The organism is Vibrio caribbeanicus ATCC BAA-2122, from assembly GCF_000165125.1.
GTDB classification, from domain to species: Bacteria; Pseudomonadota; Gammaproteobacteria; order Enterobacterales; family Vibrionaceae; genus Vibrio; species Vibrio caribbeanicus.
Map to the genome: position 1 here is coordinate 1 of NZ_AEIU01000069.1, position 15,340 is coordinate 15,340.

The 15,340-nt window shown below is 39.8% G+C and carries 16 protein-coding genes and 1 pseudogene; 9 read left to right on the forward strand and 8 right to left on the reverse strand.

Features of this window, described 5'->3' with window-relative positions; translation table 11 throughout:
* The first annotated feature begins 75 nt into the window (after positions 1-75).
* Positions 76-598: pseudogene (locus tag RH40_RS08715) on the forward strand (DUF2058 domain-containing protein).
* 36 nt (positions 599-634) lie between these two features.
* Here RH40_RS08715 and RH40_RS08720 read toward each other — a convergent pair.
* Complete coding sequence (locus RH40_RS08720; protein ID WP_009601084.1) at positions 635-847, reverse strand: hypothetical protein; 213 nt, start codon at positions 845-847, stop codon at positions 635-637.
* Positions 848-1,103: 256 nt separating this feature from the next.
* A complete protein-coding gene (gene cspE / locus RH40_RS08725; RefSeq protein ID WP_009601085.1) occupies positions 1,104-1,316 on the reverse strand; it encodes a transcription antiterminator/RNA stability regulator CspE in 213 nt (70 codons plus the stop codon).
* 424 nt (positions 1,317-1,740) lie between these two features.
* Here cspE and RH40_RS08730 point away from each other — a divergent pair, with 424 nt between their 5' ends.
* Positions 1,741-1,992, forward strand: a complete 252-nt coding sequence (locus RH40_RS08730) for a DUF3081 domain-containing protein (protein ID WP_009601086.1) — start codon at positions 1,741-1,743, stop codon at positions 1,990-1,992.
* Between the two features lie 21 nt (positions 1,993-2,013).
* On the opposite strand, the gene RH40_RS08735 is transcribed toward RH40_RS08730, so the two are convergent.
* Positions 2,014-2,376 carry a MaoP family protein gene (locus RH40_RS08735; RefSeq protein ID WP_009601087.1) on the reverse strand — a complete coding sequence of 121 codons (363 nt, stop codon included), beginning with the start codon at positions 2,374-2,376 and terminating at the stop codon, positions 2,014-2,016.
* A 180-nt stretch (positions 2,377-2,556) separates the two neighbouring features.
* Between RH40_RS08735 and RH40_RS08740 the strand changes: the two genes are divergently transcribed.
* The 4 genes from RH40_RS08740 (at position 2,557) to RH40_RS08755 (ending at position 5,949) form a co-directional block, all read left to right on the forward strand.
* Positions 2,557-3,453 (forward strand): LysR family transcriptional regulator, encoded by an 897-nt coding sequence (locus RH40_RS08740; RefSeq protein ID WP_009601088.1) that lies wholly within the window; start codon positions 2,557-2,559, stop codon positions 3,451-3,453.
* A gap of 228 nt (positions 3,454-3,681) precedes the next feature.
* Positions 3,682-5,040: a DNA-3-methyladenine glycosylase 2 family protein gene (locus RH40_RS08745; RefSeq protein ID WP_039954507.1), complete on the forward strand. Its 1,359-nt coding sequence runs from the start codon at positions 3,682-3,684 to the stop codon at positions 5,038-5,040.
* A complete protein-coding gene (locus RH40_RS08750; protein WP_009601090.1) occupies positions 5,037-5,540 on the forward strand; it encodes a methylated-DNA--[protein]-cysteine S-methyltransferase in 504 nt (167 codons plus the stop codon). The genes RH40_RS08745 and RH40_RS08750 overlap by 4 nt, the downstream gene beginning before the upstream one ends.
* Positions 5,521-5,949 (forward strand): lipoprotein, encoded by a 429-nt coding sequence (locus tag RH40_RS08755; RefSeq protein ID WP_009601091.1) that lies wholly within the window; start codon positions 5,521-5,523, stop codon positions 5,947-5,949. The genes RH40_RS08750 and RH40_RS08755 overlap by 20 nt, the downstream gene beginning before the upstream one ends.
* On the opposite strand, the gene nhaD is transcribed toward RH40_RS08755, so the two are convergent.
* The gene (nhaD, locus tag RH40_RS08760; RefSeq protein ID WP_009601092.1) at positions 5,938-7,371 is read right to left on the reverse strand and encodes a sodium:proton antiporter NhaD; all 1,434 of its coding nucleotides are present in this window, start codon (positions 7,369-7,371) and stop codon (positions 5,938-5,940) included. The genes RH40_RS08755 and nhaD overlap by 12 nt on opposite strands.
* Before the next feature lie 197 nt (positions 7,372-7,568).
* Positions 7,569-8,873 carry a dicarboxylate/amino acid:cation symporter gene (locus RH40_RS08765; RefSeq protein WP_009601093.1) on the reverse strand — a complete coding sequence of 435 codons (1,305 nt, stop codon included), beginning with the start codon at positions 8,871-8,873 and terminating at the stop codon, positions 7,569-7,571.
* Positions 8,874-9,235: 362 nt separating this feature from the next.
* Between RH40_RS08765 and RH40_RS08770 the strand changes: the two genes are divergently transcribed.
* Both RH40_RS08770 and RH40_RS08775 read left to right on the forward strand, forming a co-directional pair.
* The gene (locus tag RH40_RS08770) at positions 9,236-9,856 is read left to right on the forward strand and encodes a LysE family translocator (protein WP_039954483.1); all 621 of its coding nucleotides are present in this window, start codon (positions 9,236-9,238) and stop codon (positions 9,854-9,856) included.
* A 251-nt stretch (positions 9,857-10,107) separates the two neighbouring features.
* Entirely contained in the window at positions 10,108-10,563 is a 456-nt protein-coding gene (locus RH40_RS08775; RefSeq protein WP_009601095.1) for a YaiI/YqxD family protein, read from the forward strand.
* A gap of 17 nt (positions 10,564-10,580) precedes the next feature.
* Here RH40_RS08775 and RH40_RS08780 read toward each other — a convergent pair whose 3' ends face one another.
* From RH40_RS08780 to RH40_RS08790, 3 genes are read right to left on the reverse strand one after another with little or no spacing between them, the layout of a single operon-like run.
* On the reverse strand, positions 10,581-12,473 hold the full coding sequence (locus RH40_RS08780; protein ID WP_009601096.1) for a hypothetical protein: 1,893 nt from the start codon (positions 12,471-12,473) through the stop codon (positions 10,581-10,583).
* 57 nt (positions 12,474-12,530) lie between these two features.
* Positions 12,531-12,929: a hypothetical protein gene (locus RH40_RS08785; protein WP_009601097.1), complete on the reverse strand. Its 399-nt coding sequence runs from the start codon at positions 12,927-12,929 to the stop codon at positions 12,531-12,533.
* 10 nt (positions 12,930-12,939) lie between these two features.
* Positions 12,940-13,350, reverse strand: a complete 411-nt coding sequence (locus tag RH40_RS08790; RefSeq protein WP_009601098.1) for a hypothetical protein — start codon at positions 13,348-13,350, stop codon at positions 12,940-12,942.
* 396 nt (positions 13,351-13,746) lie between these two features.
* Here RH40_RS08790 and RH40_RS08795 point away from each other — a divergent pair, with 396 nt between their 5' ends.
* Positions 13,747-15,339, forward strand: a complete 1,593-nt coding sequence (locus tag RH40_RS08795) for a type III secretion system effector protein (RefSeq protein ID WP_009601100.1) — start codon at positions 13,747-13,749, stop codon at positions 15,337-15,339.
* Position 15,340 lies beyond the last annotated feature (1 nt).

A 15,340-nucleotide genomic window follows, 5' to 3' on the forward strand; every position in this document is an offset into this window, starting at 1 on the left:
TAAGGTTATAGACCAACTTTATTTGAACGAATGAAAACGCTAAAATACGTACACATTAATACGGTCGGAAAAAAAATGGCTAAACTGACTCTCCAAGAACAAATGCTTAAAGCTGGCTTAGTGAATGAAAAAAAACTTAAAAAAGGCGAAAAAAGGCTCCAAAAAATCTCGAATGCAAGCTCGTGAAGTTAAAGAAGCAGTCGAGGAAAATAAGCGAGCACAGCAAGAAAAAGATCAAGTTCTGAGTACTGAGCAGAAAGAAAAACGCCTTAATAAGGAAATTCAAGCTCAGGTGAAACAACTGATTGACATGAACCGGATAGCTCAGAATGATGGTGATATTAAATACAATTTTACCGATGGTACCATGGTTAAATCTATGTATGTTGAGCCACTTATTCAGTCACAGCTGGCTAAAGGAATTTTGTCAATAGCACGTTATGAAGAGACCTATGTCATTATTCCGACCAGCGTAGCGAAAAAAATAATGCTGCGTGATAATGATACGATTATCGAACAAAACTCCAAAGTAGAAGACCAAGTTGAAGAGGATGATCCTTACGCGGATTTTGTCGTTCCAGACGATCTTATGTGGTAAAGATAAATGACAAGACTTAGAAGCTAGATCGGTTTGTTATGATGGGAGTATACTAAATTCACCAATCATTTCACCGTGAGGGTCAGATATCTGCCCGGTTTCACTTTCTTCACAATAAGTGAAACTGGGGGTAACATAACCCATTCCACCTTTTATTTGGACGTTTTTTCGTAACACGTCACTGTTTAATTGATGCAGTTTGCTCTCCCATTGTTGGGCAGTTTTAAAAATAGTAAAAGATATAATCATTAATCACCTTTGATAAATTTGTTGTTACGTTGGGAATAAAACCAAATACGCTTTCGGCCGTTTGAACGTGCCATAATAAAGACCTTGTAAAATTTGAGATTAGGTGTGACTTAAAGTCGACACAGGACAGTCAAGAGAATGTTACTAAGGGTAGAGAGACTACAGAAGGAGTAAGGGTTGGTGTTCTATAGGGTCAGTAGTTTTTTAAGTTGAGAATACAAGTGGTGACAATTGACACCACTTGTATCAAGACTTCTTAAGCAGCAACAACGTTTGCAGCTTGTGGTCCTTTTTGACCTTGTTCAACTTCAAAAGAAACCTGTTGGCCTTCTTTTAGAGTTTTGAAACCTTCTGAAGCGATTGCACGGAAGTGAACGAATACGTCAGCACCACCGTTTTCAGGAGTGATGAAACCAAATCCTTTCTCTTCGTTGAACCATTTTACAGTACCGTTAGTTTTGTTAGACATAGTGTGTCCCTCTTAAATGTGTTTAAAATTTAATGCGCTGAAAAATCGAACTATTAAATGTAACGATGAAGCTAAGGGAAACACTGAGGATAACAACGGTAACGCGGAATACTAAGAATTTACTTTTGACTTGCTGTTTCACTAATAACTCTGAATTGCAGAGCGAGCCTTATACTACCTGATAACGGAGTAATGTAAAGACAAATTATTGCTAAAGGCGCAATAAAATACATATATCTAAGTAATCAAGAGGTGCTCATTAGTCATTACCAATCAGATAATTAGTAATCCGCTATGATAAATAGAATGAGCACAATGATTTGTTCTTAGTGTGATCTTTTTTATGATTGGGGAATCAAATCTTACCAAAGTTACGTATAGTAGATAGTGTGTAAACTAGGCTAAGTTTGAGTGAGGAATCGCAATGAAAAACGAACTTAATCCAACTAAAATTCTCCAAGCCTTTGAAATTATAATGGAAAAGGGTTCTCCTACCGAGATCGGGCGTATCTACGAAGGTGTTGAAGCGTTTTCTGACTACGATGGTTACAATGTTTATATGAGGGGAAATGGTGTCGAACTTCAGGTTGGCTTCCACAACACATACCATTTGGACTATGAGCAAGAACATCTTCGCGATAGTTTCTTAAAGAAATTGGACGCTCTTGTTGAGTAGGGCAATTTTGCCCTACTAGCATCAATCCATCATAATATCTGCGCTATCGCTATAGTCTTCATAAGGCTCTGTATTTTTTGAATTGCCATTAGACGCTAACACGTGTATCCGCCGGCGGTCGCGTGCTAGTTTTATGTATTTTAGCCATACCCGCTCTAACTTTGACTTTGCTTTTCCCGGCTGTTTCAGAACCTTAACAAAGTGAATCTCCTCCTTGGTTTCTGGAGTCAATTGTCCTAACTCTAATCCACTCATTGTATCGCCGAAAAGTACAAGCATTTCTTCTTCTGCAAGGGTGAAGTGACCAGATTTGGCAAAACCTCTTGGAAACTTCAAGTTATCATAAAAACGTTTTTTGCCATGACGAAATTCGGTGTCTGACATTACAGTTGCCTCATCAATAGAACTGGGTTGAAAATAGTTGGGATTGCTATAGAAATAAAACGAAATATTTTTATCCTAATCATCTAAAAGTTTTATTAAACTTAGATAACGTTTAGTAGATATTTTGATGAGATTATCTTTTTTTGGTGTACATTCTTATCATTTGCAGTGAGTAAATTGATGGACGTAAAAGTCTTTAAAACCTTCCTCGAGCTGGCACAAGTCAGGCATTTTGGCAAAGCGGCTGAAAACCTATACATCACGCAGGCAGCAGTGAGTGCGCGTATTAAGCAACTCGAGAGTTACTTTGATACTCAACTTTTCATTCGAGACAGAAATAATATCAAGCTTACATCCTCCGGAGAGAGGTTAATTGCCTACGCCGAGATCATGGTTAGTACGCTTCAGCAAGCCAAACTAGAATTGTCGTTAGAGAGTGGTAAGGCATTACAATTGACGCTCGGTGGAACGGCTGGTGTTTGGGATGTTTATCTCCAACATTGCTTAAGCTTAGTGACTGATAAGTTCTCTGGTTATGGCTTCATGGCTGAAATCATGGGAAGAGAAACCCTAACGCGGAGCTTACAAGAGCGAACTCTCGACATGGCTTTTGCTTTTGATCAGATCAAGGCAGATGAGTTGTGTTGTAAAAAAGTGGCTGATGTTGTGCTGGTATTGGTCTCAACTCAGGACGATTCCTTGGAGACAGTGTTTGATAAACAATATGTTTATGTTGATTGGGGAACAAAGTTTGCTTCGGAGCATGCTGAGCGTCATCCGAAAATTCCTGCGCCTTACCTTCGTACATCGACGGCGAGAATTGCACTAGATTTTGTTCTTGAAAAGGGCGGGAGCGCCTATTTGCCAGCTCCTATGGTGTCACCTTTCTTAGAGACAGGACAACTTTGCTTAGTTGAGAATGTAGAGAATTGGTATCGTCCTATCTATCTGAGTTATCGTCGAGCGAGCTCGTCTATTGATGCTATTGCTCAGGTTGAAGAGCTCGCTCAATCCATCGACCCCGTCACAGCATTCAGTCTTCAACAAAGTGCGGAGCTCGCAAGTGATAGTGACTAGGGGGGCTGGGTTAAATCTGAACAATTAGTATGCACTATTAACTGAAGTATATTTCTGTGTACTCATCGAAATCAGTAATGAGAATTAGCTTTCCGAGCGCCAAATAGCTGACATATTTTGTCGCTTACGATTGCACATGAAAAGAGTACAGTTCCGAAAATGGCGAGAAACCTTGTTCAGTAAGTATAAACTGATTGAAGTTATAGATATGGGAATATGGGAAAAGCGATGCAGCCTACGGTTTTGGATAGAGAAGAATGTCGTAAGGCAAGGCTATCGAGAGATCGTCGCTTTGATGGTCAGTTCTTCGTTGCGGTAAAAACAACCGGTATTTTTTGTCGTCCTATTTGCCCAGCAAGACTACCTAATGAAAATAATGTTGAATACTTTTTTAATAAAATAGCGGCCTTCGATGCAGGTTATCGTCCATGTTTGCGGTGCCGTCCTGAGTCGGCTCCTTATTCACCTGCTTGGAGGGGCGTTGAAGCAACTTTTCAACGAGCTCTGACTCTTATAGATAATGGATCCTTACACCACCAAGGGATCCCCTGTCTATCAGAGCGGCTGGGTATTTCTGATCGCTATCTAAGAGAATTATTTAGCCGCTATTTGGGCATGTCACCTAAAAAATATGCGATCTACAATCAAATCTTATTTGCAAAGCAGCTACTACATTCAACTCAACTATCCATCACTGACATTGCGTTAGCGAGTGGTTTTAATAGTTTACGACGCTTTAATGATGCATTTGTAAAAGCAATGAATCTTCCTCCAACACACTTTCGTGAGTCCTCTCCCTCAAAAACGGCTGAGCATTACATTGATATTACTGTGAACGGAGAAATAGATTGGCCAAGCATGTTGGATTTTTATCGAGCTAGAGCAGTAGTTGGCTTAGAAAGGGTGACAGCAAATTGTTATGAAAGGTATTTTATTCTGAATGGCCAACGAGGCTGGTTCTCGGCACGCTATTTACCAAAGGGAGTACTCAGAGTTAAGTTTCAACTGGATGATTTGAGGTTACTAAAGCCTTTAACTGTAAAATTAAAACGGATGTTTGATTTAGATTGTGATATTGAAGTTGTGGAACAACACTTGTCTGAACTTGAACCGAATTTGATCCAATCTCTTGGGCTTCGTATCCCAGGTGTTTGGGATTGTTGGGAAGCGGGAGTGAGAGCCATTCTAGGGCAGCAAGTATCTGTAAAAGCAGCGATCTCACAGCTTAATCTATTAACCCAAACATTAACCTCAAAACAGAAGCTCCATTTTCCTACCGCTAAGGAAGTGGCCAATGCAGATCTGTCTTTTTTACGAATGCCTCAGAGTCGCAAGGATACATTAACAAGATTTGCTACTCATATTTCAAAGAATCCAGACTCAGATCCTTTAACATGGACAGAGCTTAAAGGTATCGGTCCGTGGACAGTCAATTATGTCCGTTTAAGAGGGTTATCTGAACCAAATTGTTTTTTAGCTGAAGATCTGGTGGTGAAAAAGTCGCTCAAGATTTTCAATCAGTTATCCACGAAAAGTGTTTCTCCATGGGGAAGCTACGCCACATTTCATTGTTGGAGTCACCAATGAGTTTAGTATATACACGATTTATGTCTTCAATTGGCGAGATTACGATACAAGCCAACACTCTTGGACTTTTGGGTGTCTGGTTTGAGAAGCATACCACACAACCAAAAGACCTTGGTCGTTATTGCCAAAATGATCCTATACTTAGTATGACAATCAGACAGTTAAAAGAGTATTTGTCGGGAGAACGCCAGCATTTTGATATCCCCATAGCGGTAGTAGGAACGGACTTTCAATTGGCAGTATGGTCTATATTAAGGAGTATACCGTATGGTAGTGTGTGGAGTTATCAAGATGTTGCGAACGCAATCGGTAACCCCAAGGCAGTTAGAGCTGTAGGAGCAGCCAATGGGAAAAATCCAATTTCAATCATAGTTCCTTGTCACAGAGTCATTGGTAAAAGTGGTAAGTTAACTGGCTATGCAGGGGGCGTTGAGAACAAGGAAAAACTCCTCGTTCTTGAAAAGGGAAAGGCACTTATTAATGGTAAAGCATTGGACTAACAAATCTATTATTTTAGTTCTGCTCTCAGCAGTTGGACTATTCGCTTGCTCTGACGATGGAGGCGAGCCTGAGGCTACAATTGTAGAGCGGGTGCTAGACCAAGAAACGTATTCTTTCGAAGGAATGTTCGAAAATGAATACAATGGCGACACAATGGAATTCAAAGGCGCCAAGGTTATTATCCTGAAAGAGGGCGGGGAAAAGATGATTAAGCCCTTTCATGTTGATGATAATTACGTCACCATTCAAATGGCCAGTAGCTCACTTGTGACAAGAGAAGATATCGTCATGCGCATACATGGCATGGAGGAGCTCCTTACATGCAATATATGCGCCAAGTATCGCCTTTCAAGTATCTGGCTTAAAAGAAATTTTATTCCCGATGAGAATGATTCCTCAGGTGAATAGTCCTTTGTTCAGCATCAAGTGAACCCCAATACTTGCTGCATAGCCCAGTGCGATGACAGGCATCCACTTTAGGTGCCCGAAGAAGGTGTATTTTCCATGTGCTGCTCCCATTAGAGCAACACCAGCGGCAGAACCAATTGATAGTAGACTGCCTCCAACCCCGGCCGTGAGAGTGACCAATAGCCAGTTTCCCATACTCATGCTAGGATCCATTGTCAATACAGCGAACATGACCGGAATATTGTCGACGATAGCTGAGAGAATACCTACCATTACATTAGCCCATATGGGGTTCCACTGGGTGTACATGACTTCAGATACCATGCCAAGGTAACCAAGTAGACTCAAGCCACCGACACACATGACCACCCCATAGAAAAACAAAAGAGTATCCCATTCAGCATGAGAGACGCGACGAAATACGTCAAAAGGTACCACTGAACCCAGACGTTTTAGTGCATTTTCATCACCTTTTTCAATGGCGATAGATGCTTTCTTCCTCAGAGAAGCTTTGAGTGTTTTTCTTAGGAAAAAACCGAATAATTGTAAGTAAGCAAGTCCCATCATCATTCCCACGACGGGTGGGAAATGCATAACAGCATGGAACGCAACAGCAGTGGAGATGGTGAGAATGAAGAGCGCCACGATTCGCCTTGCTCCTCGTTTAAGCTCGACATTGTGGTGCACAACATTTGGGTGGGTATTTGGTACGAAACGAGACATGATCAGTGCGGGAAGTACATAGCTGACGACAGACGGAATGAATAAAGGCATAAATTGCGCAAAAGATACATGCCCAGCTTGCCATACCATTAGCGTGGTAATATCTCCAAATGGACTAAATGCACCACCAGCATTAGCTGCGATGACGATGTTTATACAGGCTATATTAATAAAACGGCTGTTATCACCTGCTACTTTCATCACAACTGCACACATAAGCAAAGCCGTTGTTAAGTTATCCGCAATCGGAGAGATAAAAAAGGCAAGAATACCAGTAAGCCAAAATAGGCTACGAAAACTAAAGCCTTTACCTACCATCCATGCTTGTAGCGCATCAAATAGACGCCTTTCTTCCATGGCATTGATGTAGGTCATCGCTACGAGTAAAAAAAGTAATAACTCAGCATATTCCAATAGATTATGGTCGAGAGCAGCTTTAGCGACATCAATTTGACCATTTTGGGAATATACATAGCCCAACATGGCCCAGATAATTCCCGCAGCTAAAAGTACAGGCTTTGATTTACGCAATTGTAAATATTCTTCAAGCATCACTAATGCATAGGCGATGGCAAAGATAATAAGTGCGGTATAACCAACGGTCGAATTAGTTAGGGTAAGCTCGGAGTTTATAGAACTAGAATGTGAAGAAAAAGGGAGTATTAACAGAGTAAGAAAAAGAGACCACTGCAACTTCATTTGATCAATCCTTTGAGAAATCGGTTTAACAACGGCTTGATAGTTTAGGGCTGAATCAAATAGTGATATGTGAGGTAGATTTGATCTGTGTCAATTGTTAGCGGTTGCTCATCACTTTTCTAATACTTTTAGTATAGATCGGAATATAAAAAGGGCCTTGATATGAGACCCTTTTTATAATGGAGCTAATTGTCAAATTAGGCTTCTGTTTGTTTGAGTGCTACTGATTCTTCTTTACTTCCCGCCAGTGGGTCATTGAATTTATCTTCATCAAGAGCCCCCTCAGATTTAGCAACAATGATGGTTACCGCACTGTCACCTGTAATATTGACCGCTGTTCTAATCATGTCCAGCAGACGATCGACACCCATGATGAGCGCTATTCCTTCAAGTGGTAGACCAACTTGATTCAATACCATGGCTAACATTATTAGACCAACCCCAGGTACACCCGCTGTACCAATAGAAGCAAGCGTGGCCGTGAGAATGACCATCATATAATCAGCCATGCTGAGATCAATATTGTATGCTTGGGCGATGAATGCTGTTGCAACCCCCTGCATTATAGCGGTACCGTCCATATTCACTGTTGCGCCCAGAGGAACAGTGAAAGACGAGACTCGGTTATCCACACCCATTCGGTTTTTTGCTGTTTCCATAGTGACTGGAATGGTTGCATTTGAAGATGCTGTTGAAAAAGCAAACATAATGGCATCTTTCATCTTTTTGATGAAAGTGACTGGATTAAGTCCAGTGAAACCTTTGAGCATTAAGCTGTATGTGACTAAGCCATGTAAAAGCAATGTACCCGATAATACAAGGAAGTATTCGGCTAGATTAAAAATAGCGTCCAGGCCAAGACCTGTGAACAGCTTTGCCATCAAAAAGAAGACACCGTAGGGAGCTAAATGCATCAAAATTGCAACAAGCTTCATTATCACGTCGTTGAGATCAGAGAAGAAGGATGCAATTCTCTCTCCCGGTTTACCCGCGGCACTGATGGCAATACCAAATAGAACGGCAAAAACAATTACTTGAAGTGTTTTTCCCTCTGCCATTGCATTGATAGGATTTGTTGGGAACATACCAATGATGACTTGTCCCAAGGACGGTGCTTGTGCTGACTGAAAGGAGCTAGCAGCAGTCAAGTCGGCGCCAGAACCGGGTTGAAAAAGAGACCCCATAAGGAGTGCTAGGCTGATCGCAATCGCTGTCGTAGCAATATAGAATGCAAGTGTTTTACCCCCCATTCTACCGAGTGTCGAAAGATCCTTTAACGAACTTGTACCGCATACTAATGAGACGAAAACAAGTGGCACGACCAGCATTTTCAAACTGGCAACGAATATCTTTCCGCCAACTTCAAACAATCCATTTACAATGTATGCATCGACAAATCCATTGTCAGCAAAAAGGCTGCGTATAGCAAAGCCCGTCAAGATACCTGCTACCATGCCGAAAATAACTCGGCCAGTAAGCGACATCGGTTTCTTGGTATTCATGGTGAACACTCCTTAATAGTTATGCACCTTGAGGTCACTTCAAGGCCGAAAGGAGGTTATCAGGCGAGCTAGTAAAGAAGAAATTAAAATCGGACATTGCGTGAATAGATGTGATCATTATCAACAAAAAAGGCAGAGAAGTAACGATATTTTAACCTTAATTGAACATTGATTTTTCTTTTTGTTTCATTGGTTAACCTTGTGGTGTCTGTTTTGTTTACTTCATGAACACTGAAAGATTGTGCGATTAATACGTATCGATCTCATAGACACACGGTAGATGAATAACTAGTCAACCTTTAGTTTTGTTGAATTTATTGATAGATTTGTACTCATTGATTCAGATACTGCGACTAACTTTTATGAATACCGCTATGCTGGGAATATTTATTCCAACGTTCTTTCTCGTTTCTATTACACCGGGTATGTGTATGACTCTGGCATTGACGCTTGGTATGAGTATTGGTTACAGAAAAACACTATGGATGATGTTGGGAGAACTTGCTGGTGTTGCTTTGGTTGCGATCACTGCGGTCATTGGCATCGCAGCTGTAATGGTGCAATTTCCATGGTTGTTTCTTACATTAAAGTTTATTGGTGGGGTTTATCTTATTTATCTGGGCATTCAGATGTGGCGTTCGAAAGGAAAGCTTGCTCTTAATGCGGGCGATGAGACCTCTGGAGAGATTGAACGTAAGGAGCTAGTCCTACAGGGTTTCGTTACAGCGATTGCGAATCCTAAAGGATGGGCTTTTATGATTTCTTTGCTACCACCTTTTATTGATAATAGTCTCGACATTACTCCACAACTGATTATGCTGGTTGCCGTTATCCTACTGTTCGAATTTATTTGCATGTCTCTGTATGCGCTTGGTGGTAAAGGGCTAACCGCATTACTTAGTCGTGGAAAAAATGTGCGTATTTTAAATCGTATTGCGGGAAGCCTTATGATGCTTGTTGGGGGATGGCTGTTTATTGGTTGATTTAAATGCCTTAACCTATCCTCTCGAGATTACTTAGGTATATATACCCAAGTGACTTCAAAATGCAGGATTCAGAGCGATACCACAGTGTTGAGTTCAAGGAAAATAACGCAGCGGATGAGCTCTTACCAAGTTATCTGACGATGAAATCGTTGCCTTGCCTGTAAAGCAAGCCATTCTCACTTAACCTAGCATCTTGAGGTTACTTATAGGTATACTGGGCAAAATTATAGAATTAAAGGTATGAGACATTGAAAATTTGGGTTGATGCGGACGCTTGCCCAGTTGTTGTTCGTGATATTTTATTTCGAGCCTCTCAACGTACTGGTGTTGAAGTGACGCTGGTCGCTAATCAGTACATTCGCACACCGGCCTCGGTCAAGATAACTATGTTGCAAGTTCAGTCCGGTTTTGATGTTGCAGATAATGAGATTGTTAAACGCTGCTCAGAACATGATCTCGTCATTACCAGTGATATTCCTCTTGCCGACGAGGTGATAACCAAAGGTGGGCATGCCTTGAGCCCTCGTGGTGAACTTTATACAAAAGAAAATATAAAGTCTCGACTCAATATTCGAGACTTTATGGATACGATGCGTAGTAGTGGTGTTCAAACGGGTGGGCCTCCTCCACTAAGCCAAGCTGATCGTCAGAATTTTGCCAATCACTTAGATAAGTGGCTCGTAAAGCGTCAACGTTCTTTGTAGTTTTGTAACCTTATTCTTCAGGGTTTGGGAACAATTCCGTACAGTAGCCAGTTTCTTGCATCAACGAGTGCTTTATGTCTGTGCTGGCGTATGAGTTGATCGATTCTTTCTTGCTCACGCTTAAGTTCTATATCGACAAGGTATTGGTCTAGTGAACGGACATTATTTGGCTGGGCGAAGTTTAATACCTTCATGTTTTTGTAAAAATAATCAGGAGTATCATCATAGCCCTGTTCAAAAAGTTTATGATTCAGACATCTTTTCTGTTGAGCTTCGGTATAGGGGTAAAGGGGGCAGCCATATTCATCAGCTCGTGTTACTAAAAATTTAGCTTCATTGAGCTTCTCAACAAAGTAGAACCGCTGGTTTTTTATCACACCTGCAAACCTTCCTTGAAAAGCTACTTCTGAAAGTTGTACTTTAGCAAGATTGAGTCCTGTTAAGCTATTAGAAATGTTGAGAACCAAATCATTGAGCCTAAAAGAAATAAGTGTTGATAAATTGAGCTTGATTTCTTCTCCGTTCCCGACACTTTTTGTAAAGAGTACCTGGCTCGTGGGTAAGTGTTCTAATTCGATTGTGTAATCATGGTTATCTTGCACTGAATAGGTAGTTGAGACCGTGATTGGAAAACGAAGTGGCTTGAATGAAGGTGTAAACACACATTTATCTTCGAGTAACATATTAAAGGGCGAGGGTAAAACCCAATCATCAGATTGACAGCCATGACGCTGTATCTCTCCAAGAATAACAGTGGGTACTTTACTTAGCACCGAGCTGATAACTGTGCCAACTGCGAATGTTTTACCATAATTAAGAGTTTTAAAGTTGTCTGAAATTAGACCTTTCATACTCACCGCTGATTCTGAAAGCTGACTAATTTCACCTTGTGTGGTCAGTAGCTTAATCGTTGAATTAAATAATCGGCGTAGGTTAGGAGTGATGGCTTTACGGTAAATATTTTTTGCAATGTCATCACCAACAGTTAATTGTTCTAATAAATCTAAGCTTTTAGCATTGAATTGATTTACCGTGAATTCGTGTTCATTCTGATGAAAATAGATACGAAAGTTAAGTAGGAAACGAGCGATATCGTTATAAAAGGGTAAAGGGAAAGCAATTCTATGACTTTCTAGGCCATCGATTTCGATAACGTCGTGCATGATATAATCTATTGCAGATAATTCGCTATATTCTCTATTGTTGTGACGATTACTATAGTGCTCAACGATAAATGTCGTGGCACTTTGATCCTCGATTAAAACATTGCTGTGATTGTTGAGGATGTCCTTAAAGATATTGTCGAGCAAAGCTAACATAGATCGTCTTGCATCTCCTTGCGCCATTCTCTGTTCGACAAAAGCTGTAAAGAGGTCGATAAACGCCCGTGATAAACGATGACTTAAATCATAGAATTCGTTAAATTCAGGGATATTCCACTGCTTGTCATTAAGTAATAGCCTATCGACACCCTTGTAATCTATAGGGGTATGGCCGCTATTATAATCTAATACTTGTTTGAGCTTTTTCTGCTTTAGCAGCTCATACCTTACTTTTATAAAAGCAAGTGGTACTGTCACTGAGGTAAAAAGCTCAACATCACTACCTAACAGACGTTTTGATTCCGTGATGTAGAGAACGATGGCAGTTTGTAGGTGTGTTGAAGTAATTGGCTCTTGAGCAATCATTTCAATCGAACGCATTGTCCCTTCACAAGTTTGTATGCCCCTTATACAAGACGTTGCCAATTGAAGCTGGTACTGAATAAGCGTGTCTGACTCAGCGTCAGTTAGTCCATAATGAAACTGGCCAAGTGAACTATCTAAAATAAAGCTGCGAAGATTGTCAGGAAGTGAATTCGCACTCACTTTTAATGATATAAAAGCAATAATTAAAACAATTTTTTTCATATTTTGAATTTATATTTAATATTTAGAAGGTTAGCAATTAAATTGCTAACCTTGCTATTAAACTCGGGTTAGAGTTAGAGCCCTAAGAGTACCTTTTTCAAAAAGAGTCTTGTAACCATTCATCGTATTATAGTGGCCATCCTCTTTAAGAACGGTAAAAACAGACCAAGCAGAATTAGAATGATCTCCGGGTTGAGCGTGATATCCATTAATACATGCAACACTAATATTTCTCCAATTTGCCTCTGTTATAAGAAATGTCGTATATAATGCTTGTGTATTTACAGACGATTCAAAGTTCATCCAACTACCTTCCAATTGGATATATTCATTATTTTCATCAGTGTACCAGTACCAATCACTACCATCGTCCTTTCCACAATAGATAAATGTATTAGAAGCTGAGCACACGTTACTAAACGCTAAAAGCATTAAAGAGAATAATAAGTTTTTCATGATATCTTCCTTAATAAACCCGAATGTCTCTTAACCTAACCATGTTCTCAGATATGTAGACATTTTCGTATCCAGGAAGAAGAATTCGTGTACCATCTGGATTATTGACGAGAAATCTAGACCAGTCTGATGTTACCCATCGTCCTGGTTGAGGAATATAGCCTTCTCGACAACGAATATTGAGGTTGATGAGTGTTGATAGTTCGACCTGAAAAGGGGTGCGAAGTAAATTCTGATCACTACTTTCATCGGTTACTGGTAAAAGTAACCAGAACCCCGGAACTTCGACATAATTACCACTATCATCTTCGTACCAGTACCAATCAGATGCATCCTCTTTACCGCAGTATATATAAGTAACTTGAGAGAAACCAAGAGTAGAAATAGAACATAGTATTGTAAGTAATAATATTATAAACATAAAAAACCTTATGAATTAATTTTTAATAAACCACCTAATAACTCGCCTAGAAAATTGCTATTAATAATTTTTGGTTTTATTGTTATTATATTATTTTATGAAGATTATATATAAATCTTATCTGTATTTTTATCGGGTTAAATCTTACCTTTTATTTTATTATTTTTATTTTATTGGTCTATTTATTTGTTCTCTGTCACTAAAAAAAATAAAATCTATAAAACAGTATTATTATGTTTTTCTATGTGATAGAAGATTGAATATAATCAGAATCTCATTTTATTGAAATTTGTATTAAGTGGATTATCGATTTATAAATCATCTTTGCTTTGAAATTAAGAATGTAAATTTCAATTGTAAATTATACAAACAATAACTATTTTATTAAGATTTGTAATGAAAAAAATATTTTTTAGTATTATTCTTTGGTTTTCTTTTCTACCAATACCATTGGCTTCCATATACTACGGTCCCCCAGATGGTAAAAATATCATTGATATTGGTAGTCCAGAAGGTTACCTATTTAAAGTCGAAAAAGGGGTTTTTGTTCAAACACATTCAGAAGATTATATTCTTGGTATTGCACGTCTAATTGAACAGTTGAAACGAACTCGTACTGGTAAAGCGATCATAGGCCAAGTATCTTCTTATCAACCAATCTCTTTACCCACTAAACCCCGAGCATTGGCATTTTCGGATACGCGAAGTTCCCTACAAGCAATAGAAAATATTCATGTTGTTATCAGACCACCATCGGGAGGAAAGCGGTTTGTTACCGAGCCACTTATATCCCATTTTGATTTTGCGCCGCACCAATCCAACGGTTTGGGTGTACCAAGCGTTATATATTTTGATATCGAAAATACAGTATTGATTCCCGGAAGTTCAAGAGCAATTGAGCCAGCAGTTGCGTTGGGACATGAGCTTATCCATGCCAGAGACTACTTGAGTGGTGGATTGCCTGTCGGAAGTCAGAGGATACGTCATCGCGCACCTCAGCAAGGGGTGAATCATATTGGCGAGGAATTTGAACAAGGAGATATGGTTGAATTCAATTTGATGTTGCGTGAGTTTGAAGCGACAGGGCTGTCTTATCAAAAAAGTGTCACCAAGCCCAAAGAACTAACGGCTACTCGGCGTCAATCGATTGAACGTCGAGAAAGCCTGTTACAAATCTGGGATGAGGCAAGAATAAATAAAACGGTGTCAAAAGCTGATTACAAACGTGTGCGCACAAATATTGCGCTTTTAAAATCAGAAAAAGCGGTATCTGAATATCACCTATCCCTTGAATTAGAGGCTGATACGCGAGATATGTATTGGCCAGGTAATATGATTAGCTATGCCTCCGTTCCTGCCGAAATGCCATCATCTGATATCGGTAGCGCTTTCAGTAGTACATCTGGTGTCTTGAGCAATGTAAAGATAAATACACGGGTACTTGGAGAACATTTGAGTCAATATCCAAATTCTGTAATGTTGATCAGCAGCAGTCTTATCGAACAACAAAATGGTTTTCCACGCCTTAACAAGACATTAAAAACAGCCATAGAAGTAGCGGTAAAACTCGATCGGCCAATTGTTTTTTTACAGGGTGATCATTTTTCGACTCTATCCAGGTCAGAGCAAACAATGACCATTGCGATGTTGGAGAAATCGATTTCGAGTTTGGGAGGTAATCAAAAGATTTTAACTATGGTGAGTCACGAACAAGGAGAACTTGGCGGTACTGGACGGTATTTGGTAAGTAATTCTAGCCAAATTTCAATACTTTCAGCACGGGATGAAATGGTCACATTAGAGATTTCAGAGTCTCTCGCCAATAGTTCTCAGAAGCTATTGGTGAGTCGGTTAGGTGGCATTTCTTTTAAGCCAAACGTGTTGCCTTTTCAACAGAGATTACGATGGTCTAGTCTTTCGGAAAATGACAATGTTACTTTGATTTCAAATTCAGAATTACCAAAATCTAAAAAGTGCTGGAGTATGTAGT

Excerpts from the sequence above, each read along its gene's own strand:
- RH40_RS08720 (WP_009601084.1), bottom strand. The coding sequence starts at position 847 with ATGATTATATCTTTTACTATTTTTAAAACTGCCCAACAATGGGAGAGC.
- cspE (WP_009601085.1), bottom strand. The coding sequence starts at position 1,316 with ATGTCTAACAAAACTAACGGTACTGTAAAATGGTTCAACGAAGAGAAA.
- RH40_RS08730 (WP_009601086.1), top strand. The coding sequence starts at position 1,741 with ATGAAAAACGAACTTAATCCAACTAAAATTCTCCAAGCCTTTGAAATT.
- RH40_RS08735 (WP_009601087.1), bottom strand. The coding sequence starts at position 2,376 with ATGTCAGACACCGAATTTCGTCATGGCAAAAAACGTTTTTATGATAAC.
- RH40_RS08740 (WP_009601088.1), top strand. The coding sequence starts at position 2,557 with ATGGACGTAAAAGTCTTTAAAACCTTCCTCGAGCTGGCACAAGTCAGG.
- RH40_RS08745 (WP_039954507.1), top strand. The coding sequence starts at position 3,682 with ATGCAGCCTACGGTTTTGGATAGAGAAGAATGTCGTAAGGCAAGGCTA.
- RH40_RS08750 (WP_009601090.1), top strand. The coding sequence starts at position 5,037 with ATGAGTTTAGTATATACACGATTTATGTCTTCAATTGGCGAGATTACG.
- RH40_RS08755 (WP_009601091.1), top strand. The coding sequence starts at position 5,521 with ATGGTAAAGCATTGGACTAACAAATCTATTATTTTAGTTCTGCTCTCA.
- nhaD (WP_009601092.1), bottom strand. The coding sequence starts at position 7,371 with ATGAAGTTGCAGTGGTCTCTTTTTCTTACTCTGTTAATACTCCCTTTT.
- RH40_RS08765 (WP_009601093.1), bottom strand. The coding sequence starts at position 8,873 with ATGAATACCAAGAAACCGATGTCGCTTACTGGCCGAGTTATTTTCGGC.
- RH40_RS08770 (WP_039954483.1), top strand. The coding sequence starts at position 9,236 with ATGAATACCGCTATGCTGGGAATATTTATTCCAACGTTCTTTCTCGTT.
- RH40_RS08780 (WP_009601096.1), bottom strand. The coding sequence starts at position 12,473 with ATGAAAAAAATTGTTTTAATTATTGCTTTTATATCATTAAAAGTGAGT.
- RH40_RS08785 (WP_009601097.1), bottom strand. The coding sequence starts at position 12,929 with ATGAAAAACTTATTATTCTCTTTAATGCTTTTAGCGTTTAGTAACGTG.
- RH40_RS08790 (WP_009601098.1), bottom strand. The coding sequence starts at position 13,350 with ATGTTTATAATATTATTACTTACAATACTATGTTCTATTTCTACTCTT.
- RH40_RS08795 (WP_009601100.1), top strand. The coding sequence starts at position 13,747 with ATGAAAAAAATATTTTTTAGTATTATTCTTTGGTTTTCTTTTCTACCA.